Genomic DNA, 26,176 nt, shown 5'->3' with positions numbered 1-26,176 from the left:
TTAATATTATTTTTTTAAAATCAAATAATAAATATTTTAAAAATGAAGAAAATTTTTATGAAACTAATTGGCTTAGTTTAGATGAGTTAAATCGTTTAAATTTTCTGAAAGATCCTCTTTGTGGAATACCTTTTACTGTTAATGGTTTTTATACTTTGATTAATTTAAATATACAAGCAACAAAAAAGAATTGGACAAAAGCTATACCGCAATCTTTACCTATTTATTTTGTGAGTGGAGCAGATGATCCAATTGGTGATTTTGGTAAAGGAGTTTTGCAATCGTATAAAGATTTAGAGCAAAATGGTTTTGAAAAAGTTTCAATAAAATTATATCCAAACTTGAGACATGAAATATTGAATGAATCTATTAAAGAGCAAGTTTATCAAGATATTGTAGATTGGTTAACGGTTTTGATAAATCATAAAAAAATAGAGCAAAAAGACGTTTAATAAATCTTTTTGCTCTAAAAAAAACTATTCTCCTAAAAGAACACCAGAAACATTCCAATAACTGAAACTATTTCCTTCAGGTTTTCCTTGCGGTATTTTTACTTGTATACTATGTTTTCCGGCTTTTAAATTGCCTAAATCTATGAAGTATGGATTTGTGATTGTTCCAGGACACCAATTAGAACGGCTATAATCTGATGATGATAAACCATTATCAAAATTACCAGAAGCAGGATTATAAGCGCGATACGAACCACAATCTTGTCTCCAAGGAACTATATTAAATACTTTTTGTCCATCAAGAAAAATACTATTTTCTTTTGGAACAAATTCATCTCCATTTTCCCAACCGCCATGTCCAGTTGTTGTAAAACGCAATTTAGCATTGTTGTAATCTTCTTTCAACGTGAATTCTACTGTAAAACCATTCGAATTTTCGAACAAAGTAGGATATTCCTGTCCAGCCATTTCCATCACATTTGCAGTATTGAAAATTGGTAAAACTTTTTTGATAGGCAACGTTGTCGTTGAACTTGACGGATGAATAGAAATATTAGCAGTAATTGTATGTCCGCCTTGATCATAATTTCCAATGAAGAAACCAATCAAAACTTCTTGATTAGATAATAAACCTTGAAATTCTGTGATTTCTTGACGATATTTCGCTTCGGTTTCCCAAGTTTGATTTTTTAATTGAATATGATTGAATTTTTTGATTCCAAAAGGTGTGAAAAATCGCATTAATTCTATCGTTGGTGAATAATTTTCAGTTAAAAAATAACCTTGATATTTTTTATTATTTGCTGATGTATAAATTGGTAATTGATTGATTCCTTTTTGTAAACCATCCATAAATGTAATTTTAGAATCACGTGGAATCAAAAATACAGAACCTGTTCTATCGTAAGCATCACCATTTGATTGTTGCGAAACATTTAAGAAAACTTGGCTTCCTACTTTAATTTGAGGAATTTTAATTTTTCGAATTACAACAGTTCCATTTGCAAAGCGATAAATTGAATCATTTGACGAAAAATCTTTACTAAAATTAACTTGTTGATGTGATAAAAGCGGAATATCGACAAATTTACTTTTCCAAATAATATCTTTATATGTCAATAAATCAACTCGATTTTGATGCAATTCTTTTTGAATAAATTGACTTGGAATCAAATCTTTTTCACGTTCTATTTTTGAAGCTCGAATGGTTGAATTATTATTTCGAGTAAGTTCTAAAACAAACCCCAAATTCATTCCAACCATTGTTGGTGAGGCATTCAAATCCATATTGTCAACAAACCAAACGTCTATTGTATTCGAATTGATATTTGTCGTCGCCTTTTTACAACGTAAACCTAAAATTCGTTTCGTTTCTTTAGAAATTGTGAAAACAGATTTATTAAACGCAACCGAATCATTTGTAATGATAGAATTAGTCGGATCAAATTGTGTAATCAAGGAAATAATTGATGGATTTGTTTTGGTATAATAAAACATTTCATCAGGATAATTTGATGAATAACTAAAACTTTGTTGCTTTCCAATAACTGTTTCTTTTGTATTAGCAATAACTTGTATGGGGTTATTTTCTTCGACTTTTTTTCCATTCGAAAAGCGTTCATACGTAATTTTGTAGGTTTCCTGCGCATCAAGAATAATAGCCTGAATACAAAAAATAATAAGTAGAATTGATTTCAATTTCATGTGTGATAAAATAAAAAAGGTTTACAAACGAATTGTAAACCTATAAAATTATCTGATTGTATGGAAAAATATCTTACACAAAAGCATTAATTCCTGTCACATCTGCGCCAGTTATTAGTAAATGGACATCATGTGTTCCTTCGTAAGTGATTACAGACTCAAGATTTGCAGCATGTCGCATCATAGGGAAATCGCCTACAATTCCCATTGCACCAATGATTTGTCGTGACTCTCTCGCAATATCGATAGCCATTTTTACATTATTTCGTTTTGCCATTGATATTTGTTCAGGCGTTGCTTTATTTTCGTTTTTCAGTGTTCCTAATCGCCAACATAACAACTGAGCTTTCGTTATTTCTGTAATAAATTCAGCTAATTTTTTCTGCTGTAATTGATAAGAAGCAATCGGTTTTCCAAATTGTGTTCGTTCTAATGAATATTTTAAAGCTGATTCGTAACAATCAATTGCAGCACCAATTACACCCCAAGAAATTCCGTATCTAGCAGAATTTAAACAAGATAATGGTCCGCGTAAACTACTCACTTCTGGTAAAATTTGAGATTCTTCAATCTTCACATTTTCGAAAACTAATTCACCTGTTTTTGAAGCTCTTAATGACCATTTATTCAAAGTTTCTGGTGTTGTAAAACCTTGCATACCGCGTTCTACAATTACACCACGAATTTTTCCTTCTTCATCTCTTGCCCAAACAACTGCAATATTACAAATTGGTGAATTTGTAATCCACATTTTTGCTCCATTTAAGATATAATGATCACCATTTTTAGTCAAACGAGTTTCCATTCCGCCAGGATTTGAACCGTGATTTGGTTCAGTTAATCCAAAACTTCCAACGAATTCTCCTGAAGCTAATTTTGGTAAATATTTGCGTTTTTGTTCTTCTGATCCAAAAGAAAAAATTGGATACATCACCAACGAAGATTGTACAGATGCAGCAGAACGAACAGCCGAATCGCCACGTTCTAATTCTTGCATGATTAATCCATACGACATTTGGTCCAAGCCAGCGCCTCCATATTCTTCTGGAATATACGGTCCTAAAGCACCAATTGCGCCTAATTTTTTCATTAAATCTGGAATATCATTATGATGTTGCGCAGCATCATCTATCACAGGTTTTATTTCGTTGTCCACAAAATCTCGAACAGATTGACGAATTAATTTATGTTCTTCGGTTAATAAATCATCAATCTTAAAATAATCTGTAGTTGAATTCATTTTATGCGGTTTTATTTTATTAAATCTAACGATTATTCATTAAATTAAAAATTATTCTGAATAATATTTATTAAAAATTTTAATTTATGAAACTTTTGACTAATTTAGGTAAAAGTTAAAAACACAAAATAACACAAAAAAATGATAGAAAACGAATTAAAAGAATTAGGTATTTCTTCCGAAAATCTTGGAACATCAACAGGAAATACTTGGTTTGGAAAAGGTGAAGAGCTTTCTTCTTACTCGCCAGTAGATGGAAAATTGATTGGAAAAGTAAAATCATCAACAAAAGATGATTATGAAGAAGTGATAAAAGAGGCACAAGTTGCTTTCAAAGAATGGCGAATGGTTCCTGCTCCGAAACGTGGAGAAATTGTGCGTCAATTTGGAGATAAACTTCGTGAGAAAAAAGTTTCCTTGGGAAAATTGGTTTCGTACGAAATGGGAAAATCCTATCAAGAAGGTTTGGGTGAAGTGCAAGAAATGATTGACATCTGTGATTTTGCAGTTGGATTATCGCGTCAATTATATGGTTCGACAATTCATTCGGAAAGACCTTTGCATCGCATGTACGATCAATATCATCCGCTTGGAGTTGTCGGCGTTATTTCTGCCTTCAACTTTCCAGTTGCTGTTTGGTCTTGGAATACGTGTTTAGCGATGGTTTGCGGTGATGTTGTTGTTTGGAAACCAAGTGAAAAAACGCCTTTATGTGCAGTTGCATGTCAGCATATTTTAGCAGAAGTTTTAAAAGCAAATAATATTTCAGAAGGAGTTTCTTCTTTGGTGATGGGCGATAAAACAATTGGAGAATTGATTGCACAAGATTCCCGTGTGGCTTTGGTTTCTGCAACAGGTTCTACGCGAATGGGAATTGAAGTGAATAAAGTTGTTGCAGCTCGTTTGGGTAAAACAATTTTAGAATTAGGTGGAAATAATGCGATTATTGTTACACCAGATGCTGATCTAAAAATTATGTTGACTTCGGCTGTTTTTGGTGCAGTTGGTACGGCTGGACAGCGTTGTACAACAACAAGGCGTTTGATTGTTCATGAATCGATTTATGATAAAGTAAAAGAATCGTTAGTAAATGCTTACAAACAGATAAAAATAGGTAATCCGTTGGATATAGCAAATCATGTTGGACCGTTGATTGATAAACATGCGGTTGAAATGTATTCAAAAGCATTAGAAAAAATTAATGAAGAAGGAGGAAAGATTATCGTTGAAGGAGGAATTTTAGAAGGAAATGGTTTTGAAAGCGGTTGCTATGTAAAGCCTGTTATTGCTGAGGTTGAGAATCATTTTGATATTGTTCAACATGAAACTTTTGCTCCAATTTTATATTTAATCAAATATTTTGGAGATGTGTTAAATGCAATTGAAATTCAGAATAATGTGGCACAAGGTTTATCGTCTTCTATTATGACAAATAATCTTCGTGAAGCTGAATTATTCTTGAGTCAGCAAGGCTCTGATTGTGGAATTGCAAATGTAAATATCGGAACTTCTGGAGCTGAAATTGGCGGCGCTTTCGGTGGAGAAAAGGAAACTGGAGGTGGGCGTGAGTCTGGTTCGGATGCTTGGAAAGCGTATATGCGACGACAAACGAATACAATTAATTATTCGACAGAAGTGCCATTGGCGCAAGGAATTAAGTTTGATTTTTAAAAATTTACAGAGATGAGTACAGTACACGAAAGATTAGCAAAACATATATTGGCAGATGGATATCCGATTGTAATGGATATGGATAAGTCGCATGGATCCTATGTTGTAGACGAAAATGGCATTGAATATTTGGATTTATTTTCAATGTTTGCTTCGACTGCGATTGGTTATAATCATCCACATTTGATGGCGAAAATAGATTTTTTAGGTCGAAATGCAGTCAATAAACCTGCGATGTCAGACATTTATACAAAAGATTACGCTGATTTAATTGATACATTTGAGCGTGTGGCGATGCCGAAAGAATTGCAATATTTATTCTTTATTTCTGGAGGAACGTTGGCAGTAGAAAATGCTTTGAAAACGGCTTTTGATTGGAAAACAAAATTAAATTTTTCGAAAGGAATTGAGAAAGAAGCAAGTGATGTCATTCATTTTAAACAAGCTTTTCATGGGCGTTCTGGTTATACATTATCGTTGACAAATACGAAAGATCCTCGTAAATACGAATATTTTCCAAAGTTTGATTGGCCAAGAATTGAAAATCCAAAACGAATTTATCCTGTTACAGAAGATAATTTATGCAAGGTTGTTGAGGCTGAAAAACGAGCGATTGAACAAATAGAAAATGCTTTAGAAACACGCAAAAATAAAGTTGCTTGTATTATTATTGAGCCGATTCAAGGTGAAGGAGGAGATAATTATTTTCGAAAAGAATTCTTTCAGAAATTGAGAGAAATTTGTGATAGAGAAGAGATTTTATTGATTTTTGATGAGGTACAAACAGGAATGGGAATGACTGGTAAAATGTGGGCTTTTCAGCATTATGATGTGATTCCTGATGTGATTTCGTTTGGAAAGAAAACACAAGTTTGTGGAATTTTAGCGAATAAAGAAAAGTTAGATCAAATTCCGAATAATGTTTTCAAGGAATCAAGCCGTATTAATTCGACTTTTGGTGGAAATTATATTGATATGTTGCGTTTCAAATTAATTTTAGAAGTAATTGAACAAGAAAAATTAGTAGAAAATGCGGCAGAAAAAGGAAAATATATTTTATCAAAATTGAATGAAATCGCAAAAGAAACGAAGAAAATTCATTCGGTTCGTGGTTTGGGATTGTTCATTGCGTTTGATTTTTCATCAGATTTGGATCGTTCAGAGTTCATCAAAACATGTTTCGAGAATCACATGATTATTCTTCCTTGCGGTGAAAACTCGGTGCGAATGCGCCCTCATCTCAATATTTCTGAAGAAGATACCAATAAAGCAATAGAAATTATTAAATTAGCGTTAAAATAAACTGTAAAAGCAACCAAAGAAAGGTTGCTTTTTAATTTTGTAAAAGATAAAACTAAAGTATGATAGATTCTTTTTTCTTCGATTTTGACGGAACATTACAAGGTTTTGAAAACCATGAAATCAGTGATTCGACAATTGAAGCGTTGAAATTATTGAAACAAAAAAACAAAAAAATATACATCGCAACAGGACGAAATATGGTGGATATGCCTGAGCATATTTTTGATTATGGTTTTGATGGTTACATCAATAATAATGGAGGAATGTGCTCCGACGAAAACCGTCAATCATTTTTTGTAGATTACATCAACCCTAATGATATAGAGGCTTTGTTACAATATGATGATGAAAATCCTTTCTCATTTTCGTATATGACGAAAGAAGCGTTTAGTATCAATCGTGTGAATGAGAATGTAGAAAAATCGTTTGCTTATTTTGGAATGGAACTTCCAGAAGTGGTTGATCCTCGAACTTTGCCGAAAGATAATATTATGCAAATGAATTTTTTTGTGAACGAAGAACAAGAAGATTATTTGATGAAAAATGTGTTGACAAACAGTGTAGGAACACGTTGGATAGAATATTTTACTGATATAAATCCGAAAGATATTAGTAAAATGCGTGGAATAGAGCGAATGGCTGAACGCGATAATTTAGATTTAACTAAAACAATGGCTTTTGGTGATGGTGGTAACGATATTAGTATGTTGAAAGGTTGTAAAATAGGCGTAGCAATGGGCGATGCGAAAGAGAATGTTCGTGAAGCGGCTGATTATTATACAACTTCTGCAGATAATCACGGAATATGGAATGCACTGAAACATTTTGAGGTAATTTAGAAACTTATTTTAATTTTTAGAAAAAAAATCCAGCCTAAGTTGGATTTTTTTTCTTTTCACAATATTGTGTTAAATGTTAGTTCAATTATTAAAGAATTATAAAATTAAAATTATTTTAGAGTATTAATTATCAAACTACAACAAAATGAAACGAATTTTACTTTATGGATGTTTACTTTTTTCTAATATTGGTTTTGCGCAAGAAAACTTAACTGCTTATTACCAATATTCAACATCTTTTAAGGATATGGATGGTGGAGTAAAAATAGTTTATGAACTAAATCAGAAAGGTAGCGAAGCGAATTTTGAAATCAAGAAAAATGATAGATTTTATGATGGTAAGCTCTATCAATATATAAATTATAAAGATAAGATTTCAGAAACTCAACGAAATTATAAAGGTAAAAGAGCTGTAATTTATAAAAATTACAATAAGATTGATTGGGCTTTTAAAGATGAAACAAAAGTTGTTAATAATTGTAATGCGAAACGTGCAGACTATCAATTTGAAGAAGGTAATTTAACACATACGATAGAAGTTTGGTATTGTCCATCTGAAGTTCGTTTTTCTCCAATTGTTGAAGAGGTTAATTTTTTTGATATTCCAGGATATGTAATTTCTTACAAAGAAACACTAAACAATAAAGTGAAAAAGGTTTCAATGATAACTGAATATAATTTATTGGAGTTTAAAGAAAATAATACGATTCAGATAAAACGTCCAAATGAAGGTGAAAGAATAAATTATGATTTAATTGATAAAGGATTTACAACTTCAAATAATTAATATTGAATGAAAAAATATTTTACGCTGTTTTTTTGCTTAACATTTTATGTTATGAATGCGCAAGAAAATTTAACTGCTTATTACCAATACAAAACTTCATTTCTTAACTCAAACTTAAATGGTGTTTCAATAGTTTATGAACTTAATAAAAAAGGAGATGAAGCAAATTTTGAAATCAGAAAAAATGATAGATTTTATGATGGACAAATATACAATTATGTAAATTACAGAGATAAGATAGCAGAAACACAGCGAAATTATAAAGATAAAAGAGCTATAATCTTCAGTAATTTTAAGAAAATTGATTGGGTTTTTAAAGATGAGACAAAAGTTATTAATAATTGTAATGCGAAACGTGCAGACTTTCAATTTGAAGTTGGCAAATTAACACATACGATAGAAATATGGTATTGTCCATCTGAAATCCGATTTTCCCCAATTGATCAGGATATTAATTATTTTGATATTCCAGGATATATCATTTCCTATAAAGAAACACTAAACAATAAAGCTAAAATGGTAACCGAATATAATTTATTGGAGTTTAAAGAAAATAATACGATTCAGATAAAACGTCCAAATGAAGGTGAAAGAATAAATTATGATTTAATTGATAAAGGATTTACAACTTCAAATAATTAATATTGAATGAAAAATATTTTTACGCTGTTTTTTTGCTTAACATTTTATGTTATGAATGCGCAAGAAAATTTAAAAATAGAGTATGAATTCAGAAATGAATTTGATTATCAAAATGCCTCAGATGCTAAGAGTAGAGATATGTACAAAAATAGTAATGATAATCGGTTGTATTTTGAATTGATTACATCTAAAGACGAATCTACTTTTAATAAAATTGATCGAGTAGATAATTCACAAAATAAAAGTGGAATGTCAATAAGTTTTGTTAGTGGTCCTGGAGGATTTTTTTATAAAAATTTAAAAGACAATAATTCACTTTCTGAAATTAATTTTAATGGTAAAAATCTCCTTATTTATGATTCAATTCCACAATATAAATGGATACTTAAAAAGGAGAATTCTAAAATTTTAGGATTTGATGTCAAAAAAGCAATTTTACAAGAATCCGAAAACACTATTGTTGAAGCTTGGTATGCTCCAAAACTCAATTATAAAAATGGACCAACAAATTATGGCGGATTACCTGGTGTAATTCTAAAAATTATTTTAAATAACAAAGAAGGAAATCAGTTGAATAAGCAAATTTACGTTGTAACAAAAGTTGAAGTGAGTGATAAATTCAAAATAAATAAACCAACCAAGGGTAAACAAATAACTCAGTCCGATTTTGAAAAAATGGTTGAAGAAGAAAACCGAAAATTTAATTAAATCCTTTTTGATATTAATTAATAGTTATTTATAATCTGTGAATATTTTTAATCAATATAATTACACTTTTTCTAAAGCAAACAATTCTTATCTTTGTTAAAGAAGAGTTGAATTAGATTTTATTCTAACAGAATACTTTTTTTATTAATTAAGATTTTTTGATACATGAAAATATTACTTTCTCCAGCGAAGATGATGAATTTGGAAACGAATGCTAAATGGAGAGCAACAACACCTCAATTTTTGGAACATTCGCAAGAAATTATGGATGTTATGAAAGAGATGAGTACAACAGATCTTGAAAAATTAATGAAAATTTCGAAAGATATTGCGGAAATGAATGTGGAGCGTAATCAGGTTTGGAATGTTAAACCTACTGCAAAACAAGCTATTCCAGCAGCTTTAGCTTTCAAAGGTGAAGTTTATAGAGGGTTGAATGCTGAAACTTTAGATGATGATGCATTTGATTACTTTAATAAACATGCATTTTTGTTATCTGGACTTTATGGGATGTTGCGTCCTTCTGATAAAGTAATGTTGTATCGATTGGAAATGGGTTCGAAATTAGATGTTCATGGTTCGAAAAATTTGTATGGTTTTTGGAAAGAAATTTTGACATCTTTTCTAAATTCAAAATTGAAGAAAGGCGAGTTTATCTTAAATTTAGCAAGCAATGAATATGCAAAAGTTTTGGATAGAAAATCATTAAAAGTTCCGATGATTGATGTAGAGTTTCAAGATTACAAGAATGGTGAATTGAAAAAAATCATGATGTATTTTAAACATGCTCGTGGTGCAATGGCGCGTTATTGTGCAGAAAATAAAGTTGAAACTTTGGATCAAGTGAAAGCATTTGACGTGGATGGTTATCGTTTTGATGAGAACCTTTCTGCCGAAGAAATTTTGGTATTTACAAGATAATGACTAAAAAAATAATAACTTGAAGACTACTTTATTAGTAGTCTTTTGTTATTTTTAAATCATATATGAAAGAAAATTTTATCGATAAATTACCCATCAAAATTATTTACTCGTTCCAATCTCTGATTGAAGAATTAGAACGATCTGAATACAATTTTGGAGAGTTTAAAGCTTTTCTAGAATACCTGAAAGCTACTCGACCAGAGTTGATTAATGGTGTTGAAACATTTGAAGATTTTCAGAAAATTATCAAAGATGTTGAGCCTATTATTGAGAAAATTATTCCTAATCCATTTGTAAAATATAATTTAAAAGCGATAACTTTTCCCTTTTCAGATAAATTTATTTTTGCAACGGATCGACTTAGAGAGTTGATTGATAATAATGAATCACGACTAAAATTCAATTTTGAAGATTTAGATTATGATACATTATATAAGTTTTGTTGTTGCTTCATCTTATCAAAATATTATCATAAAAATTTAGATTTTAATTTATCAAATCAGTTGGTGATAGACAATCAAAATGGCTACAGAACTTATCTTGGGACTGATATAAACCATGATTATTTTCGTATTTATCCATCCGAAGATAAATTTAAATTGACTGAAGATGAAATTGAAGAGTTGTTGAATAATTATGAAGATACAGCTTTGTGGATGAGAAAAATTCCAATTGGATCGTGGATTGCAAAAGGGTTTAATCTTGTTTCATTTTTTGATAATACGACTGAAATTGCACTTTCTAACTTAAAATCTAAATTATTATCTTATGGAGAACCTTTTAATATTGTTCGAAATGATATTATTTCTGCATTAAAATCTATTTTTAGGATCAATAATTTAGAAGTCGGTTTTTCAGCTTATAATTCGGATAAAAATCAATTAGAAATTAGTCATTTATTACAATTGAATGATAGTTTACTGATTGATAATCATAAAAAAATAAAACTGAATGAAGTTTTTTGTGCTGATTTAGAGAACAAAATATCGAAATCAGATTATTATGTTGTTTCTAATATTGACGCAGCTTTGGAGAAGTTTCCACAAGATAAAATGTTGAGAATGGCAAATGAATCTGGTCTGAAAAGTTTGATTCTTTATCCATTGAAAAACGGAAAATCTCATTTAGGTATTTTAGAAATAGGTTCGAAAGAATCTGGAGTTTTCAATCGAATTAATGCAAACCTTTTGCGCGAAATCACGCCTCTTTTAGAAGAATCTATTTATCGCTATACGGTAGAGTTTGAGAATCAAATCAATGCTTATATACAAACCGAATATACCTCGTTGCATCCAAGTGTAGATTGGAAATTTAGAGAAAAAGCTCGCGAACATATATTGCATCCGGGAAATACAAAACAAAAATTGCAGATTTCTTTTCAAAATGTATATCCAATTTATGGTGAATTGGATGTGAGAAATTCGTCAGTGATTCGAAATCAATGTTTAAAAATGGATTATACTAATCAGATTAATTACTTGATTTTGATTTGTAACGAGTTATATAATCGTACAAAAAAGAATAAATTTTTGGATTATATTGACGATTTGACTGATTTTTTGCAACGAATAGATAATGTAGATAAAATCTATTTCGAAAGCGAATTATTTGATTACATTACGTTGCATATTCATCCTGAAATTCCCAAATATGTAAAGGACAATGAGAAATCAATTATCGAAGAATATCTAAAAAAGTTAGATTCTACAACGGGATTATTTTACGTAGAACGCAAAAAATTTGACCAAACAATTGTAATGACAAATTCACTTTTGTCGAACAAATTAGACACTTTTCAGAAAGATGCTCAAGATGTATTTCCGCATTATTACGAACGTTTCAAGACAGATGGAATTGATTACAATTTGTATGTTGGGCGAAGTATTGCGCCGTTCAAAAAATTCTCCTATCAAAATATTCGAGAAATTAGATATTGGCAACTACAAGCGATGATAGCCTTGGAACAATCTTACAAAGAAATTCAGAAAAAAACACCATTAAAAGTTGAGGTTGCTTCGTTGATTTTTGCAACGAATACCACTTTAGATATTTTGTTCAAATTAGATGAGAAACGTTTTGATGTTAATGGATATAACAATGCAAAATATGAAATAATCAAGAAAAGATTGAGTAAAGCTTTTGTGAAAGGAACAAATGAACGAATCAATTTGCCACACAAAATTTGTATTATTTATACCGTAGATATCCTAAAAGAAGAATACTCAAATTATATCAATTTATTAATTGATAAGAAATTTTTGAAAAAAGATGTTGAATATTTGGAAATTGATGATTTGCAAGGTATAAGTGGTTTGCAAGCAATTAGAGTTTCGATTAATTATAAAAATAAACTCGAAAAATATACAAAAATAGAAGAATAAAGAATGGAAAAAGATGATGTATTGCTTAATATTTCGATAGATAGTACTGTCGAAAATATTTGGAAAGTTTTGACTGATGAACAAGCGTTTAATGAATGTTTTGAAAACATAAAAATGACTTGTAACGATTGGAAAGTAGGAGAGAAGATAAAGTTTGTATCACAAAAAAATAATGAAACGTTGATAGATGAAGCCTTGATTACATCAATTATGGAGAATGAACGTTTGCGATATAATTATAAAAAACAAAATACAGACCATGAGATTGAAGTGATTTTTAACTTGAAAGTTTCGGGTAATTTTACTTATCTATCAATTGAAGGAAAAGATTTTGCGGATGATTTTGAGCGCTCGCATTCAGAAAATGCGTGGATAAATATGATGCAAGCAATCAAGAAATATGTACAAAAAAAATAACCTTCAAATTTTTGAAGGTTATTTTTTTATATGTTAAAATCCGAAATTCAATCCAAAAACGATTCGTCCCGGATCTTCACCTTTAAAGTATGAAACTGTTGCGGTAATAGATTGTGCTCCGTTTATCCAAAGTCCGCCACCCATAGATGAATGCCATTTATTTGAGTCTTCTCCGTTTAACCAAACTCGTCCATAATCAGCTCCAACAAAAACGCCTAATCGCAATGGAACAACGGCTTTGAAACGTAAAGCATCAAATCGTAAATCAGATGTTTGTAAGAAAACTTTGTCTCCAGCAAAACGACCTAATCGATAACCACGTAAATCTTGATCTCCACCTAAATTAGCCATTTGGTAGAATTCCATAAAATTACCCCAAACTGCTTTACCTTTTAGCATAGAAGCAACTGTTAATCTTCCATTTGCAGAAATTTTGTGCGTAAAACCTAAATTAAGTTCTGTGTAAAAATGATTACGTTCAAAATCTGTCAAGTTAGAAATCCACTTTGCATTAGCTAAAAATGTCATACCTAATTTTGGCAATGATTCGTTATCGTAATTTTTGAACAAATATTTGGCTCCAATTTCTCCGAAATGTTGTCCTTTGAAAACGTCTCTATTAATTGATGGTAAATCTTCGACGATACGATCTTTATTCTCTTCAATCTTTTTGTAACTATAAATCGCAGAAAAATCTAAACGACCATTGTTATTCATAATCTTGAAAATAGATGGTCCAATACTATAACTTTCTAATCGAACACGGTTATAATCCATTCCAATTTCTTCTTGATTATTCACGGTTTCGTTTCCTAAGCCAAAGAAATTTGTACTATAAGTTGGACTCGTGTAAGCTGCATTAAGATCTAAATTCCATTTACCCAAAGCTTTTGTAAAGGTTCCTTTGTATTTTGCATCCCAACCGCCTGTCGCAAAATAATAACTTAATTGCAAATTGTGACGTTGCGAATATGGTTTACGATCAAAACCGTTGACAGTGTAGGTTGGCGATAAACCAATTTTTATTCCATCATCAGGATTGTAGCCGATATTAGGTAACATCGTAAAGAAATTATACATCGGTTGTTTGTAATCGTATGTATTAACCTCGTAATCGTTGACAAAATTTTTCGACGTCAAAAAAGTAGATTCAGATGCATCGCTTCCGTTAGCGTAATCATATACTTTTACTTTTGCAGAACGCTTTACTTCGTATATATCGTCATCTATTCCACCAATAATACGAACTAAAATAGCGTTATTTGGCTTTCCTTCAACCTTGAATTTATCTTTTCCGTTTAATCCATATAAACGAATTTCTTTCGTTTCTTTTTTATCAAAATCTTCATCAAGAATTAAAGTTCGATTTTGTCCTGAATAGATTTTTACATTTGTTTTTCCTTTTGGTAAACGAGTTATCACAAAATCTTCATCTTCGTCTGTTCCTTTCAGAATGACTAATTTGCGAAGAACTTTATTATATTCTTCAGCAAATTTTTCTAATTTAGATTTTCGGGCAATAAGATTATTAATGACTTCTTGATCATATTCTTGTTTTGTTTCTTCAGGAATTAATTCAAATGATTGTTTGATATAATCATCACTCAAATTATCTTGAATATATTTTGCTTCTTTTTTCCATAAATCAAGATCGGATGATTCTAAAATGGCTAAATCCAACGGATAAGGTTCTCTGTTGAACCATTTTACATTTTTGATATCATCTTTGTAATCTTGCATATGTCTAAGCGGAGGAATTTTCATAATCAAATGAAAGAAAAGTCCGTCATAACGTGGAAATGCTTGGTCTCTATCACGTGGAATTGGTTTGTAAACAGTTTGATTATTTTCTTTGTAAACGCCCCAACGCCATTGATCAGAATGTCGATCCCAATCACCAACTAACATATCAAAAAGTCGTGCACGAATGTAGGCTTGTTTATCTACAACAACATCTTTGTTTTTGTGAATTGCAGCCAACATATCATCTGTACTAACAATATCTTTTGGTTTTCCGAAAACACCATCTTGATATCCAGACATTGGTCGCTCTTCTATCATGTATAATTCATCACCAAAATTCTCATTATATTCTTTCAAGGCTTCTTGTTTCGGAACATAATATAATTTTGGCGTAGAATGCATGATATTGATCGGTTTCATCAAATTAGCAACTGTTAATGGATAATATGGATGATTGGTTGTATAGAAATCCATCAAAAATTTCTCTGTGAATGAATCTTCAAATTCATCTGCAACATATTTATTTTTAAATGCTACTTGCTGAATAAATTGCGTGGCACTTTTCTTCACCGATCGCATATTGTATTCTTCACCTTTTGCATTTGCCAATCGCAAACTTTGCGTTTGATGTCCACCACCCATTCTAACAGGGATTAAACCTCCATTTAGCTGACTTAAATTAACGGTATTAGCAGTAATTGTTTGTCCATATGTTCGACGATAATGGCGACCAAAAAAGAATTTATACGGATCAGATTTACGTGTATCTTCTAACGGATATACACTTGTTTCTTTCGTTTTCGGCATTTTTTTATCATCATAAACTTGAGCCAAATATTTCTTTTTCTTTTCTGTAATTTGTTTTGATAATAATAACTCAACTCCATGATCTTTAAAACCATAGAAATTCGCTTTAGAAGCCCCATTATCATACAAATCTAAGACAACAAAACCATTATCTCCGTAAGAAAAATCGTTTTTACCAACCGCTTTTGCCGATTCTTTTTTAGAACCAGAACCGCTGATAATTTGTTTGACATTGTTTTGCTGAATGTATTGCAAGTTGTGATCGTGTCCAGAAACAACAATTACATTATTTCTATTTTCGATAAGCGTTGCAATACGAGAAGCCATCTCTCTGTATTTGAAATTATTAACGTCTTGAGGGCTAAGACCTGTTGTACTTCTTAGTAAATTGATAAAAGATCCAATTACAGGTAATGGAACTTTGAAATTATCTCCTAATGGATAAAACTGTTTTTTGAAATCAAATTGTCCACCATGTGTTCCGTTCGAATATAACGGATGATGCATCGTGATAACAGTTGTTCTATTTTGATATTTGTTCAATTGCGATTCTAGTTCTTCGAAGAAAGCTTCGCGTGATTTGATATCACATTTTTCATTCAGGCCAGGATGTTTATCCCAATCTTGCAAATACCATTCAGAATCTATCGCAATAATTCCGATGCTATCATTTACATTTATTTTATCAATTGGACATGCATCTTTTGGTAAAAATGATTTTTTATTACCCAATTGTTTTTTGACTAATTTTTCTTGTTCTTTTAATCCTTTTACACCATTCCGCCAATCATGATTTCCTGGAATAAAAAGAGTTTTTCCTTTAAATTCTTTCGCTAAATCAATCTGAAATTGAAGTTTTTCTCTACTTGTTGTATATTCAGCTTTTGTAGAATCTGTTACAATTCCATTTTCGTAAACATTATCACCTAAAAAGAAAAGATAAGAAGAAGAGTCAGCTTTCGCTAATTCAAGTTTTAGCGTTTCTAAATTTTGTTTATTTTTTGGTTGATCTAAATTTCCGGCATCTCCGATTAAATAAATAGATTGAATCTTTTTTCCTTCAACTTCTTGAACTTTTTCAGTCTTAATATTTTTCCCGTATTGAGGATGTTGCGTAGCGCAAGATGTCATATAAAGGCAAGAACCTACTAAAGCCAAAAAAGGATAATTCAATTTTTTGTTGTTCAGTGTTGGTAATAATTTCATACATTTAAGCGTTAAAAACTTGTGATGAACCAATTGTTATTAAATATAGAAAACTATGTTTTCAATCTGTTCAAAGATAATCTTTCTTTAGATTTTACGTATCATAATTTTATGCATACTGTAAAAGTTGTAGAAGCTATAAAAACTTTGAGCGCGGAGGAACAAATCTCTACAGATTTACAAGAAAAATTATTAATTGCTGGTTGGTTTCATGATACGGGATATACAAAAACCGTGCAAGGTCATGAAAAAGAAAGTGCAAATATTGCAAAACAGTATTTGAGCGAGCATAATTTCGACGAAAATTACATCAACGAAGTCCAAGATTATATTTTAATCACAACATTAAATAGTGTTCCGAAAAATATAGGTGAAGCAATTGTAAAAGATGCAGATAACTATCATTTAGGACAAACCGAATATCCTAAGATTTCTGAGTTGTTACGTGATGAAATTGCCAAAATTTGTCACAAAGAATTTTCGGACTATGAATGGCATGTAGAGAATAGAAATTTCTTTCTAAACGTACATCATTTTTATACGGATGCTGCAAAAAAGCTTTGGCAGAAAGGAAAAGAAGAAAATTTGATCTTTACCCAAAATAAAATCAAAGAGATAGAGTTGATTGGTGATATTCCCAATAAGTATGAAATCAAGAAAAAGAAAAACGATAAGATTCAACAACCAGATCGTGGTGTTGATACACTTTTTCGTGTAACGTTGAACAATCATACTCGTTTAAGCGATATTGCGGATAGTAAAGCCAATATCTTATTGTCTGTAAATGCTATCGTGATTTCGATTGCACTTTCTACTTTGGTTCCAAAATTAGGAAGTCCAAAGAATGAATATTTACTTTTACCTTCAATTGTAATGCTTTTATCAAGCGTTGTTTCAATTATTTTTGCAATTTTAGCAACTAAACCAAATGTAACGTACGAAAGTTTTAACGAAGAAGATGTAAAAAACAAAAAAGTGAATTTGCTTTTCTTTGGGAATTTTTATCAAATGTCGCTTGATGCCTACGAAGAAGCGATGCAAGAACTGATGAAAGACCGCGATTATTTATATAATTCTATGACAAGAGATTTGTATTATTTAGGAAAAGTTTTGGAAAGAAAATATCGTTTGTTAAGCATCACGTACACAATTTTTATGATCGGAACAATTTTATCCGTTCTAACGTTTGCTTACGCGATGATCACAAATGTTGCTTAATTATTTCTTTACTTTTTCAAAAGTAAAAGCAATTTTACTTGATTCATCATTACTAATCTCAGCTTTTAACTGATTTCCAACTTTCCAATATTTGATAAGTTTAGGAAAATCATTCTCTTGATTTTCTAATGTAAACGAATTTTTATCAGAATTGATTAACTCAAAATCAGTTGTCTCTTTTTTAGTTTTGTCCAAATTAACTTTCAATATCCATTTATCATCAATCTTTGTGATAGTAAGATGTTCCTGCGAAATTGTATCATTATTTTTGATTGTAAACCCGCAACCTAAAAAAGTGTTTTTATCAACTTTTTTCCAGTTTTCATACGTTTTTCGATCCGATTTTTCATTTGTTCTAATCCATTCTCCAACCAAAAAATCAAAACTTGGTTTATCAGCAGAAGTTTTAGTTGATTCGCAAGAATTCAACAAAAAAATAAATAAAAGAAGAAAAGTAAATAGTTTCATATTAGTGTGCTTAATAGTAAAAATAATCAATTTGAAATAGTTAAAATGATAGAAATGATTTTTTCTCAAAAATTTTATTCTTTTATGTATTATTGGTTTACTTTTTGTGTAATTCGTGGCAGTTAAATTAGGCAATAAACAAAAGGTACACTATTTTTGAAGTATGCGACTTTCTACAAAACAAAAGTTTTTTCAATACATTAAAAAATCATTTAATTTTTTTCAAAACTTGTTGAACCTGTTAAAATTGGTTTTAACAGAGCGACAATTTTTGTATTTATCGTGTATTTTAGTAGCTATTTCATCTGCTTTTGCAGTGATTGTGCTAAAAACTTTTGCGCACAATGTTTTTCAATTTACTATTTATATTAATAATTTAGTCAAACTACCTTATATCAATAGTATATTGCCAATTATAGGTATTTTGTTGACGGTTTTTGTAGTACAGAAATTTTTGGATGGTTCGATAGAAAAGGGAACTTCTCAAATTATGATTGCTGTAGCTAAAAAGTCTGGAATAATGCCTAAAAAACAGATGTATGCTCAGATTTTAACGAGTTCCTTAACAGTTGGTATGGGTGGTTCGGCTGGTTTAGAATCCCCAATTACAATTACTGGTGCAGCTTTTGGTTCTAATTATGCACAATATTACAGATTCAAATACAAAGAAAGAACACTTTTGTTGGCTTGTGGTGTTGCAGCTGGTATTGCGACAGCATTCAATGCGCCAATTGCAGGTGTTTTGTTCGCGATAGAAATTGTATTAGCGGATATGAGTGTTACTGCTTTTATTCCTTTATTGTTATCTTCTGCAACGGGGGCTTTAATTGCTAATTTAACTTTAAAAAGCAATATGTTATTATCCTTTCGTTATGCGTTAGGGTTTGATTATCATAATGTTATTTTCTATGTTATTTTGGGTGTTTTAGCAGGGTTTGTTTCAGTTTACCATGCTCGATTATTTCGTAAAGTAGAACATTTGATAGGAAATTATTCGGATAATGTATATTGGCGAGCGATTGTTGGAGCGGGAAGTTTAGCAATATTGATTTTCTTTTTCCCAACTTTATTTGGTGAAGGTTATGAGAGTATAAAATATTTAGCAAATGATGAAGCGGGTTTTATTTTAAATAACTCTTTGTTAGAGAGTTTTAGAACGAATCAATGGATAGTTTTAGGATTTGTTTTTGTCACAATTTTAATCAAATCTATAGCAACAGGTCTAACTTTAGGAAGTGGAGGAAACGGAGGAAACTTCGCGCCATCATTATTTGTTGGGTCTTATCTTGGTTTTGTCGTTGCAAAATTTTTTAATTTAATCGGTTTCAAAGAAGTTCCAGTTGGTAATTTTACAGTTGTTGGAATGGCAGCTGTTTTAAGTGGATTGTTTCACGCCCCATTAACAGCGATTTTCCTAATTGCTGAAATTACTGGAGGTTATGGATTAATTATTCCATTAATGATTGTTTCTTCAATAAGTTTTGCAATTTCAAAACGATACGACAAATATTCGATGGATATATACGCAATAGCAGAAAAAGGAATTGTTTTTACATCTGATAAAGACCGAAATTTGTTCAATAAAATTGATTTGTTTTCGATTTATATCAAGAATATCAAAACATTGACGGTTTACAATTCAATTGAAGATATAAAAGAAATTTTTTCTACTACAACACAAGACTTTATTCCAGTTCTAAACGAAGATAAATCGATTCATGGAATTATAGTTTTAGATAATATTCGATCATTTATTTTTAATGATAATATTGATAAAAGCTACTTAGAATGTATTACAGAAGCAACTTCGACATCTATTTTTACGAATGCTGCAAACGTGATGAAAATGATGGAAGCAAAAAAAATAGATTATATTTTACTCACTAAAAAAGGTAAATTTGAAGGTTATGTAACCGAAAGTTTATTATTAGAAAGTTATCGAAGTAATTTGAATAAGTTGAGAATTGAGTAGAAATATTTGAATATAATATACAAAAAAAGCCTCTATTTTTAGAGGCTTTTCATTATAATTCTTTTTTCATTTCATATTGTTTGTCGTACAATTCTAATCCCATCGATTGAATAAAATCATTTGTAGAGATTTCTCTTTCGTCAACATTAATCATTTTAATCTCTTTATTTTTCAAATCGCTGAAAAGGATGGAAGCTAAATAACGATTTCTATAATCGTGATGAACACCAAATTGATAAATACGTGTATTATTTTTGTTGATAATTTTATAAGCAACTAAAATTCCATCTTCATAAATTCCATTTATTTGACAATCTTCGATGATATTTTTTACACTTTGAATATCATTTTTCCAAGTAGGTTTTATGTCCCAAAAGTTTTCACTTGTAATCAAATCTAAATCACTAAATTCTATAATTTCATGTAATGGATTTACGACCAAAATAGGAATTCCTTTATAACTGTTTAAAGTTCTTGTTTTTTCGAAACCACAAGCTTCATAAGCGTTAATAGCAAAATCATTTTTAATATTTACTTCTAAAAATATGTTTTTTACTTGTTGTTCTTTCAATTTTGGAAAACTAAAATCTAACATTTGTTGTGTGATTTTTTTTCCACGATGTTCAGGACAAACGCCCGTTCCACCAATATAAGCTGTTTTTACTTCGTTATAATTTCTAATTCCATAAAGTAAAAAGCCAACTAATTTTCCATCAATACTAGCACCTACAGAATAATCTAGATTGATATCTTCCATTTTTAATTTTCCCTGAAATTGTTCAGTTGAAAGATTGATAGAAACGTAATAATTTTGATAAGAAAGATTATATAAGGCTGATAATTCTTCCAAATCAACATGATTTAATGAGTGTATTTCAATGTTTGTTTGCATAGCTGTAATTTGCAAAGCAAAAATAGCCCCAACATTTAAGTTTTTTCTAAAAAAAATCTTAAAAAATTAGTAAAGATTGAATTTTATTTGAACTATGTAATCCGAATTTGATAAAAATATAATTTATTTAATAATATTGACTGAATAATTATACATAAATTTTAAAAATAGTGTAGAGGATAATATATAGAATTAAGAAAACTTCTTTTTTTTATGATTTAACATAAGCTTATTATTGATTATGCTGAAGAAAATTCTGTAATCAATAAATTTGCATACATTTTTAAAACTAAAACTACGAGAGAAGTCTAACTTTCTCCTCATTTGTTGAAACAATTATTCTTCTCTCGATTTTTTTTGAAAAATACTCCTCGAAGAATTCAAGTAAAGTGTATTTGTTACACTAATTAAAATACCAAATTCTCAAAATTTCTTTCCAAAACTTATTTCAAAATATCTATTTCTCAAAAAATATTTAAACATATGATGAATTTAATAAAGCTTTGAAAAATTATTAAAAAATGATTAACGAACATTTGTTAGTTTTTTTCTTTTGATTATTTTAGTCGTTCAAATTATCACAAAAAAAATGAGTAAAAATTTAACAAAATTGGCTTGTCTAGCTATATTTTGCAGCTATAGCTATGTCTCTGCTCAACAGAAAACGACAGATAGTGTGGTTGTAGAAAAAGTAGAATTAATACAACCAAGAGAAAACAAAGACAAAGTTGATGTGCAGTTTTATGGATTTATCAGGAATGATATTTTTATGGATACGCGTCAAATGATTGGAGCAGGAGAGGCTTTGGTTCCGCTTTATCCAAAAGATCGTTTATCGGATGTAAACGGTGCTGATATCAATGCAGCTTCTAAATTTCACATGTTATCGATTGTTTCGAGAGCTGGTGTTAATTTGAAAGGTCCAGAATTACTTGGAGCTAAAACTTCTGGTATTTTAGAGGGAGAATTTTTTGGAGCAACAGAAGGAGGAATCAACGAGTTTCGTTTGCGTCACGCATATGTGATGTTGGATTGGGAGAAAACGCAATTAGGGATTGGACAATATTGGCATCCTTTCGTTGTGTTAGAAGCTTTGCCAAATGTTGCAAATTATGGAACTGGTGCGCCTGTTTATGCTTTAAATCGTAATCCTCAAGTTCGTTTAACGCATAAATTCACAGACAAATTTAAAGTTATTGCTGCTTTACATTCTCAACGAGATTTTACTCCAAATACAGAGCCCTTTCGAAATAGTGGAATGCCAGCGGCTCATCTTCAATTTCAATATAAATCACAAGTTTTTACTGCCGGAATTGGTGCGCAATATGAAAATTTGAAGCCAAAATTATCTTCAGGAAATCCTCCTGTTAAGTCTAATGAACGAGTTGAAAATGTTTCGTTTATGGCTTATTCTAAGTTAAATACAAAACCTTTACAAGTAACTTTCGCTGGATATTTGATGCAAGATGCGTCGTCTTTTGTACAACTTGGTGGAATTGTAGGATATCAAACAAGTCCGACGGCTGTTGAAACATATAAACCAATGAATACGCATAGTATGTGGATTGATTTGCAACAAAACTCAACAGGTAAATTTTCGTTCGGACTATTTGCAGGTTATGTTAGAAATAATGGTGTGAAAAATCCAGTAGAAGGAGCAATTGCATCAATATCTTATGGTGTAACGACAAATTGGGGCGCAATTTCGGCAACTCCAGGTACACGCACTGTAAATTATTTGTACAAAGTAGTTCCTCGTTTAGATCTTACCTTAAGCAAAGCCTTAAAATTTAGATTAGAATATGATCGAAGCACAGCGCAATGGGCAGATGCGACGATAAAAGGTACGGGAACCGAAAATAAATATTTAGCAAATAACAATAGATTTCAACTGACAACATTATTTAACTTCTAATATTACACAAAAAACATGAGTACAAATACTTTAGATACTTCGCAAACAGTAGCGAAGAAGGATAATATTTTCCAAATTATTTTAGCATCATCTGTCGGAACCTTAATCGAATGGTACGATATGTTCTTGGCAATCATCTTAGCTAGTGTATTATCAACACAATTATTTCCTAACGATGGTTCGTCGCATTTCTTAGAAACACTTGCAGTAGTGGTTTCATCATTTATGTTCCGTCCGATTGGATCATTAATTTTTGGAAGTATTGGAGATCGTATTGGTAGAAAATATTCATTCTTAGTTTCTTTAATTATGATGGGAGCAGCTACATTCTTGATTGGTTGTATTCCAACTTTTGATAGTGTAGGTTGGTTTGCTCCTGTTTTATTATTGTTTTGCCGCATTATGCAAGGACTTGCAATTAGTGGAGAATATGCAGGTGCTGTAATTTATGTAGCAGAACATGCGCCAGCAGAGAAGCGAGGATTTTACACAGGGTTTATTCAAGCAACTGTTCCAATTGGATTATTATTATGTTTAACAGTTGTTTTCTTAACACAATCATTTTTATCAGAAGAGGCTTTTGCAAGTTTCGGATGGAGGATTCCATTCTTATTTAGTGGAATATTAGTGATTTTGAGTTACTTTATTCGTCAACGCTTACATGAAAGTCCAATTTTTGAACAATTAAAAAAAGAAGGAAAAACATCTAAAACTCCAATTAAAGATGCTTTTACAACTCCAGGAAACGTAAAGTTAATGTTAAAGGCTATTTTTGGAGGAAATGCGGCGCAAAGTACAATTATGCAAACAACGTTATTCGTTACGCTTTTCTTCTTACAACGCGCAGTTAACTTACCTTACGAAACAGTTTTAATTGTTGTTTTATGTTCTACATTATTTAGTTCATTTTTCTATCAATGGTTTGGTGCATTAAGTGATAAAATTGGTCGTAAACCTGTTATGTTAGGTGGAATGATTTGTAGTTTTATCTTAATTCCATTATCATTTTTTTTGTACATGAAATTAGGAAATCCTGAAGGATTGAAAGAAGTTCATGATATTTCGAATTTAGCAGTTTTAGGAATTGTAGTTGTAAGTTTAATTACTTCAATTGCAGGAGCAGCAACATATGGTCCGCTTGGAGCTTTTATGTTAGAAATTTTCCCAACAAAGATTCGATACACTAGTATGGGATTTGCACAAAATATGGGAAATGGATTTATTGGTGGAGCAACAACTTTTGTAACGGAATTAATCAAAAGTACGATTATCGTTTCGGCTGCTATGTCGCCTTATATTGGATTAGCTTATCCATTGATATTAATCTTTATTGCGATTTTAGTGAATTATTTTACAATTCCAGAAACGTACAAAACAGATTTAACAGAAGATAATTAAATCAATATTAGATAAAATGTAAAAATCCTTCAAGTATTCTTGAAGGATTTTTTTTGAAGAATTAATTAAATTTCAAGGCGTAAAAAAAATCCACTCAAACGAGTGGATTTTTTATTGTATCAGAAATATTATTTTTTCTTTTTTGTATCAACTGCTCCTGATAATTCAGATCCAGCTTTAAATTTAGCTACTGTTTTAGCAGCAATTTTAATTTCTTTTTTAGTTTGTGGGTTGATACCTGTTCTTGCAGCTCTCTCAGAAGTTGAGAAAGTACCGAATCCTACTAAAGCAACTTTGTCTCCTTTTGCTAAAGCTTTAGTTACATTTTCTGTAAATGAGTTTAAGGCTTTTTTAGCAGCTTCTTTAGAAATTCCAGCGTCAGCTGCAATTGCATCGATAAGTTCTGATTTGTTCATAGTTGTAACTTTTTAAATTAATTTATACACAAATATACTCTTTCCCTTTATTTGTGCAAGTTTCAACGCAATAAATTTCAATAAAAATGCAAAATTTTATGAAATCGGTGTCAAAAATCAGTAAATAAGTACTTATTTTACGAATAAGGTATCCTCGTTTTGATGTCCATTGATGAAATCTTTGGCTGTCATACGACGCTTTCCTTCCGGTTGAAGTTCTAAAATTTCGTAAACTCCTTGAGGTAGATTGATATAAAGGTTATTTTTTTGTAAAATTAATTGATAATCTTCTCCTTCAACAACAATATCCGTTTTTAGACCTGCATATATTTTTAACGATTTATAATTTTCGCCATTTCCAAAAGTTGTCCATGCACATGGATAAGGAGAAAGTCCTCTAATTTTGTTGTGAATAGCAGTAATTGAATCGTTCCAATCTATTTTACAATCTTCCTTAAAGATTTTTGGAGCATGTTTTAATTCTGTTGTTTCATCTTGCGGATGAGGTTTTAATGAATCATTTTCTAAACCATCCAACGTTTTCACAACTAATTTTGCACCGATATGCATCAATTCGTCATGAATTTTACCAACATTATCATTTTCTCCAATTTCTACTTTATCAGAAATTAAGATATTTCCGGTATCAATTTTTTCATCAATTAAGAAAGTTGTTACTCCAGTTTCCTGATCACCATTCATCACAGCCCAATTAATTGGTGCAGCTCCGCGATACTGAGGAAGAAGTGAACCGTGTAAATTGAATGTTCCTTTCGACGGAATTGACCAAACAACTTGTGGCAACATACGAAAAGCTACAACAACAAAAACATCAGCATTCCAGCTTTTTAATGTTTCGATAAAAGCTTCGTCTCGTAATTTTTCTGGTTGAGCCAAAGGCAAATTATGTTCAACTGCATATTTTTTGACATCAGAAATATTCATTTTTTGTCCTCTACCAGACGGTTTATCTGGAACAGTAACAACTCCAACTATTTCGTGATGACTATTTGTATTGATTTCATTCAAAGATGTCGCCGCAAATTCGGGCGTACCCATAAAGACTACTCGCAT

Annotated in this window: 21 protein-coding genes; 14 read left to right on the top strand and 7 right to left on the bottom strand. The window is 30.7% G+C overall.

Annotated elements, in window-relative coordinates:
* Positions 1-452: alpha/beta hydrolase (locus tag N5D03_RS09065; RefSeq protein WP_280051437.1), on the top strand; the 452-nt coding region annotated here is incomplete at its 5' end.
* 24 nt (positions 453-476) lie between these two features.
* Here N5D03_RS09065 and N5D03_RS09060 read toward each other — a convergent pair.
* A complete protein-coding gene (locus tag N5D03_RS09060) occupies positions 477-2,156 on the bottom strand; it encodes a PNGase F N-terminal domain-containing protein (protein ID WP_280051436.1) in 1,680 nt (559 codons plus the stop codon).
* A 73-nt stretch (positions 2,157-2,229) separates the two neighbouring features.
* Entirely contained in the window at positions 2,230-3,396 is a 1,167-nt protein-coding gene (locus tag N5D03_RS09055; protein WP_280051435.1) for an acyl-CoA dehydrogenase family protein, read from the bottom strand.
* Between the two features lie 141 nt (positions 3,397-3,537).
* Here N5D03_RS09055 and N5D03_RS09050 point away from each other — a divergent pair, with 141 nt between their 5' ends.
* The 9 genes from N5D03_RS09050 to N5D03_RS09010 all read left to right on the top strand — a co-directional run bounded on the left by N5D03_RS09050 (position 3,538) and on the right by N5D03_RS09010 (position 13,067).
* Positions 3,538-5,067, top strand: a complete 1,530-nt coding sequence (locus N5D03_RS09050) for an aldehyde dehydrogenase family protein (protein WP_280051434.1) — start codon at positions 3,538-3,540, stop codon at positions 5,065-5,067.
* A 12-nt stretch (positions 5,068-5,079) separates the two neighbouring features.
* The gene (gene lat, locus N5D03_RS09045; RefSeq protein ID WP_280051433.1) at positions 5,080-6,369 is read left to right on the top strand and encodes an L-lysine 6-transaminase; all 1,290 of its coding nucleotides are present in this window, start codon (positions 5,080-5,082) and stop codon (positions 6,367-6,369) included.
* A 59-nt stretch (positions 6,370-6,428) separates the two neighbouring features.
* Entirely contained in the window at positions 6,429-7,208 is a 780-nt protein-coding gene (locus N5D03_RS09040) for an HAD family hydrolase (RefSeq protein WP_280051432.1), read from the top strand.
* Between the two features lie 145 nt (positions 7,209-7,353).
* Positions 7,354-7,995 carry a hypothetical protein gene (locus tag N5D03_RS09035; protein ID WP_280051431.1) on the top strand — a complete coding sequence of 214 codons (642 nt, stop codon included), beginning with the start codon at positions 7,354-7,356 and terminating at the stop codon, positions 7,993-7,995.
* A gap of 6 nt (positions 7,996-8,001) precedes the next feature.
* A complete protein-coding gene (locus N5D03_RS09030) occupies positions 8,002-8,637 on the top strand; it encodes a hypothetical protein (RefSeq protein ID WP_280051430.1) in 636 nt (211 codons plus the stop codon).
* 6 nt (positions 8,638-8,643) lie between these two features.
* Positions 8,644-9,345, top strand: a complete 702-nt coding sequence (locus N5D03_RS09025; RefSeq protein WP_280051429.1) for a GLPGLI family protein — start codon at positions 8,644-8,646, stop codon at positions 9,343-9,345.
* 165 nt (positions 9,346-9,510) lie between these two features.
* Entirely contained in the window at positions 9,511-10,266 is a 756-nt protein-coding gene (gene yaaA, locus N5D03_RS09020; protein ID WP_280046276.1) for a peroxide stress protein YaaA, read from the top strand.
* 65 nt (positions 10,267-10,331) lie between these two features.
* Positions 10,332-12,650 (top strand): hypothetical protein, encoded by a 2,319-nt coding sequence (locus tag N5D03_RS09015; protein WP_280051428.1) that lies wholly within the window; start codon positions 10,332-10,334, stop codon positions 12,648-12,650.
* A 3-nt stretch (positions 12,651-12,653) separates the two neighbouring features.
* Positions 12,654-13,067, top strand: a complete 414-nt coding sequence (locus tag N5D03_RS09010; protein ID WP_280051427.1) for an SRPBCC domain-containing protein — start codon at positions 12,654-12,656, stop codon at positions 13,065-13,067.
* A gap of 33 nt (positions 13,068-13,100) precedes the next feature.
* Here N5D03_RS09010 and N5D03_RS09005 read toward each other — a convergent pair whose 3' ends face one another.
* Positions 13,101-16,823, bottom strand: coding sequence for a metallophosphoesterase (locus N5D03_RS09005; RefSeq protein ID WP_280051426.1), 3,723 nt, complete (start codon positions 16,821-16,823; stop codon positions 13,101-13,103).
* A 24-nt stretch (positions 16,824-16,847) separates the two neighbouring features.
* On the opposite strand from N5D03_RS09005, the gene N5D03_RS09000 reads away from it, so the two are divergent.
* Positions 16,848-18,041, top strand: coding sequence for a Pycsar system effector family protein (locus N5D03_RS09000; protein ID WP_280051425.1), 1,194 nt, complete (start codon positions 16,848-16,850; stop codon positions 18,039-18,041).
* Here the strand turns inward: N5D03_RS09000 and N5D03_RS08995 are convergent, their stop codons facing one another.
* Positions 18,042-18,509, bottom strand: a complete 468-nt coding sequence (locus N5D03_RS08995; RefSeq protein ID WP_280051424.1) for a DUF6265 family protein — start codon at positions 18,507-18,509, stop codon at positions 18,042-18,044.
* A 163-nt stretch (positions 18,510-18,672) separates the two neighbouring features.
* Between N5D03_RS08995 and N5D03_RS08990 the strand changes: the two genes are divergently transcribed.
* On the top strand, positions 18,673-20,481 hold the full coding sequence (locus N5D03_RS08990; protein WP_280051423.1) for a chloride channel protein: 1,809 nt from the start codon (positions 18,673-18,675) through the stop codon (positions 20,479-20,481).
* Positions 20,482-20,533: 52 nt separating this feature from the next.
* Here the strand turns inward: N5D03_RS08990 and N5D03_RS08985 are convergent, their stop codons facing one another.
* Complete coding sequence (locus N5D03_RS08985; protein ID WP_221855927.1) at positions 20,534-21,373, bottom strand: GNAT family N-acetyltransferase; 840 nt, start codon at positions 21,371-21,373, stop codon at positions 20,534-20,536.
* Between the two features lie 589 nt (positions 21,374-21,962).
* Between N5D03_RS08985 and N5D03_RS08980 the strand changes: the two genes are divergently transcribed.
* A complete protein-coding gene (locus N5D03_RS08980) occupies positions 21,963-23,288 on the top strand; it encodes a DcaP family trimeric outer membrane transporter (RefSeq protein ID WP_125349837.1) in 1,326 nt (441 codons plus the stop codon).
* 15 nt (positions 23,289-23,303) lie between these two features.
* On the top strand, positions 23,304-24,686 hold the full coding sequence (locus N5D03_RS08975) for an MFS transporter (protein ID WP_125349838.1): 1,383 nt from the start codon (positions 23,304-23,306) through the stop codon (positions 24,684-24,686).
* A gap of 128 nt (positions 24,687-24,814) precedes the next feature.
* On the opposite strand, the gene N5D03_RS08970 is transcribed toward N5D03_RS08975, so the two are convergent.
* On the bottom strand, positions 24,815-25,102 hold the full coding sequence (locus N5D03_RS08970) for an HU family DNA-binding protein (protein WP_019975917.1): 288 nt from the start codon (positions 25,100-25,102) through the stop codon (positions 24,815-24,817).
* A 132-nt stretch (positions 25,103-25,234) separates the two neighbouring features.
* A complete protein-coding gene (fmt, locus tag N5D03_RS08965) occupies positions 25,235-26,176 on the bottom strand; it encodes a methionyl-tRNA formyltransferase (RefSeq protein WP_280051421.1) in 942 nt (313 codons plus the stop codon).

It is taken from the genome of Empedobacter sp. GD03861 (genome assembly GCF_029840885.1).
GTDB classification, from domain to species: domain Bacteria; phylum Bacteroidota; class Bacteroidia; order Flavobacteriales; family Weeksellaceae; genus Empedobacter; species Empedobacter falsenii_B.
The sequence above is the reverse complement of the archived record's forward strand: the minus strand, read 5'-3'. Positions and strand labels throughout refer to the sequence as shown.

Excerpts from the sequence above, each read along its gene's own strand:
- N5D03_RS09060 (WP_280051436.1), bottom strand. The coding sequence starts at position 2,156 with ATGAAATTGAAATCAATTCTACTTATTATTTTTTGTATTCAGGCTATT.
- N5D03_RS09055 (WP_280051435.1), bottom strand. The coding sequence starts at position 3,396 with ATGAATTCAACTACAGATTATTTTAAGATTGATGATTTATTAACCGAA.
- N5D03_RS09050 (WP_280051434.1), top strand. The coding sequence starts at position 3,538 with ATGATAGAAAACGAATTAAAAGAATTAGGTATTTCTTCCGAAAATCTT.
- lat (WP_280051433.1), top strand. The coding sequence starts at position 5,080 with ATGAGTACAGTACACGAAAGATTAGCAAAACATATATTGGCAGATGGA.
- N5D03_RS09040 (WP_280051432.1), top strand. The coding sequence starts at position 6,429 with ATGATAGATTCTTTTTTCTTCGATTTTGACGGAACATTACAAGGTTTT.
- N5D03_RS09035 (WP_280051431.1), top strand. The coding sequence starts at position 7,354 with ATGAAACGAATTTTACTTTATGGATGTTTACTTTTTTCTAATATTGGT.
- N5D03_RS09030 (WP_280051430.1), top strand. The coding sequence starts at position 8,002 with ATGAAAAAATATTTTACGCTGTTTTTTTGCTTAACATTTTATGTTATG.
- N5D03_RS09025 (WP_280051429.1), top strand. The coding sequence starts at position 8,644 with ATGAAAAATATTTTTACGCTGTTTTTTTGCTTAACATTTTATGTTATG.
- yaaA (WP_280046276.1), top strand. The coding sequence starts at position 9,511 with ATGAAAATATTACTTTCTCCAGCGAAGATGATGAATTTGGAAACGAAT.
- N5D03_RS09015 (WP_280051428.1), top strand. The coding sequence starts at position 10,332 with ATGAAAGAAAATTTTATCGATAAATTACCCATCAAAATTATTTACTCG.
- N5D03_RS09010 (WP_280051427.1), top strand. The coding sequence starts at position 12,654 with ATGGAAAAAGATGATGTATTGCTTAATATTTCGATAGATAGTACTGTC.
- N5D03_RS09005 (WP_280051426.1), bottom strand. The coding sequence starts at position 16,823 with ATGAAATTATTACCAACACTGAACAACAAAAAATTGAATTATCCTTTT.
- N5D03_RS09000 (WP_280051425.1), top strand. The coding sequence starts at position 16,848 with ATGAACCAATTGTTATTAAATATAGAAAACTATGTTTTCAATCTGTTC.
- N5D03_RS08995 (WP_280051424.1), bottom strand. The coding sequence starts at position 18,509 with ATGAAACTATTTACTTTTCTTCTTTTATTTATTTTTTTGTTGAATTCT.
- N5D03_RS08990 (WP_280051423.1), top strand. The coding sequence starts at position 18,673 with ATGCGACTTTCTACAAAACAAAAGTTTTTTCAATACATTAAAAAATCA.
- N5D03_RS08985 (WP_221855927.1), bottom strand. The coding sequence starts at position 21,373 with ATGCAAACAAACATTGAAATACACTCATTAAATCATGTTGATTTGGAA.
- N5D03_RS08980 (WP_125349837.1), top strand. The coding sequence starts at position 21,963 with ATGAGTAAAAATTTAACAAAATTGGCTTGTCTAGCTATATTTTGCAGC.
- N5D03_RS08975 (WP_125349838.1), top strand. The coding sequence starts at position 23,304 with ATGAGTACAAATACTTTAGATACTTCGCAAACAGTAGCGAAGAAGGAT.
- N5D03_RS08970 (WP_019975917.1), bottom strand. The coding sequence starts at position 25,102 with ATGAACAAATCAGAACTTATCGATGCAATTGCAGCTGACGCTGGAATT.
- fmt (WP_280051421.1), bottom strand. The coding sequence starts at position 26,176 with ATGCGAGTAGTCTTTATGGGTACGCCCGAATTTGCGGCGACATCTTTG.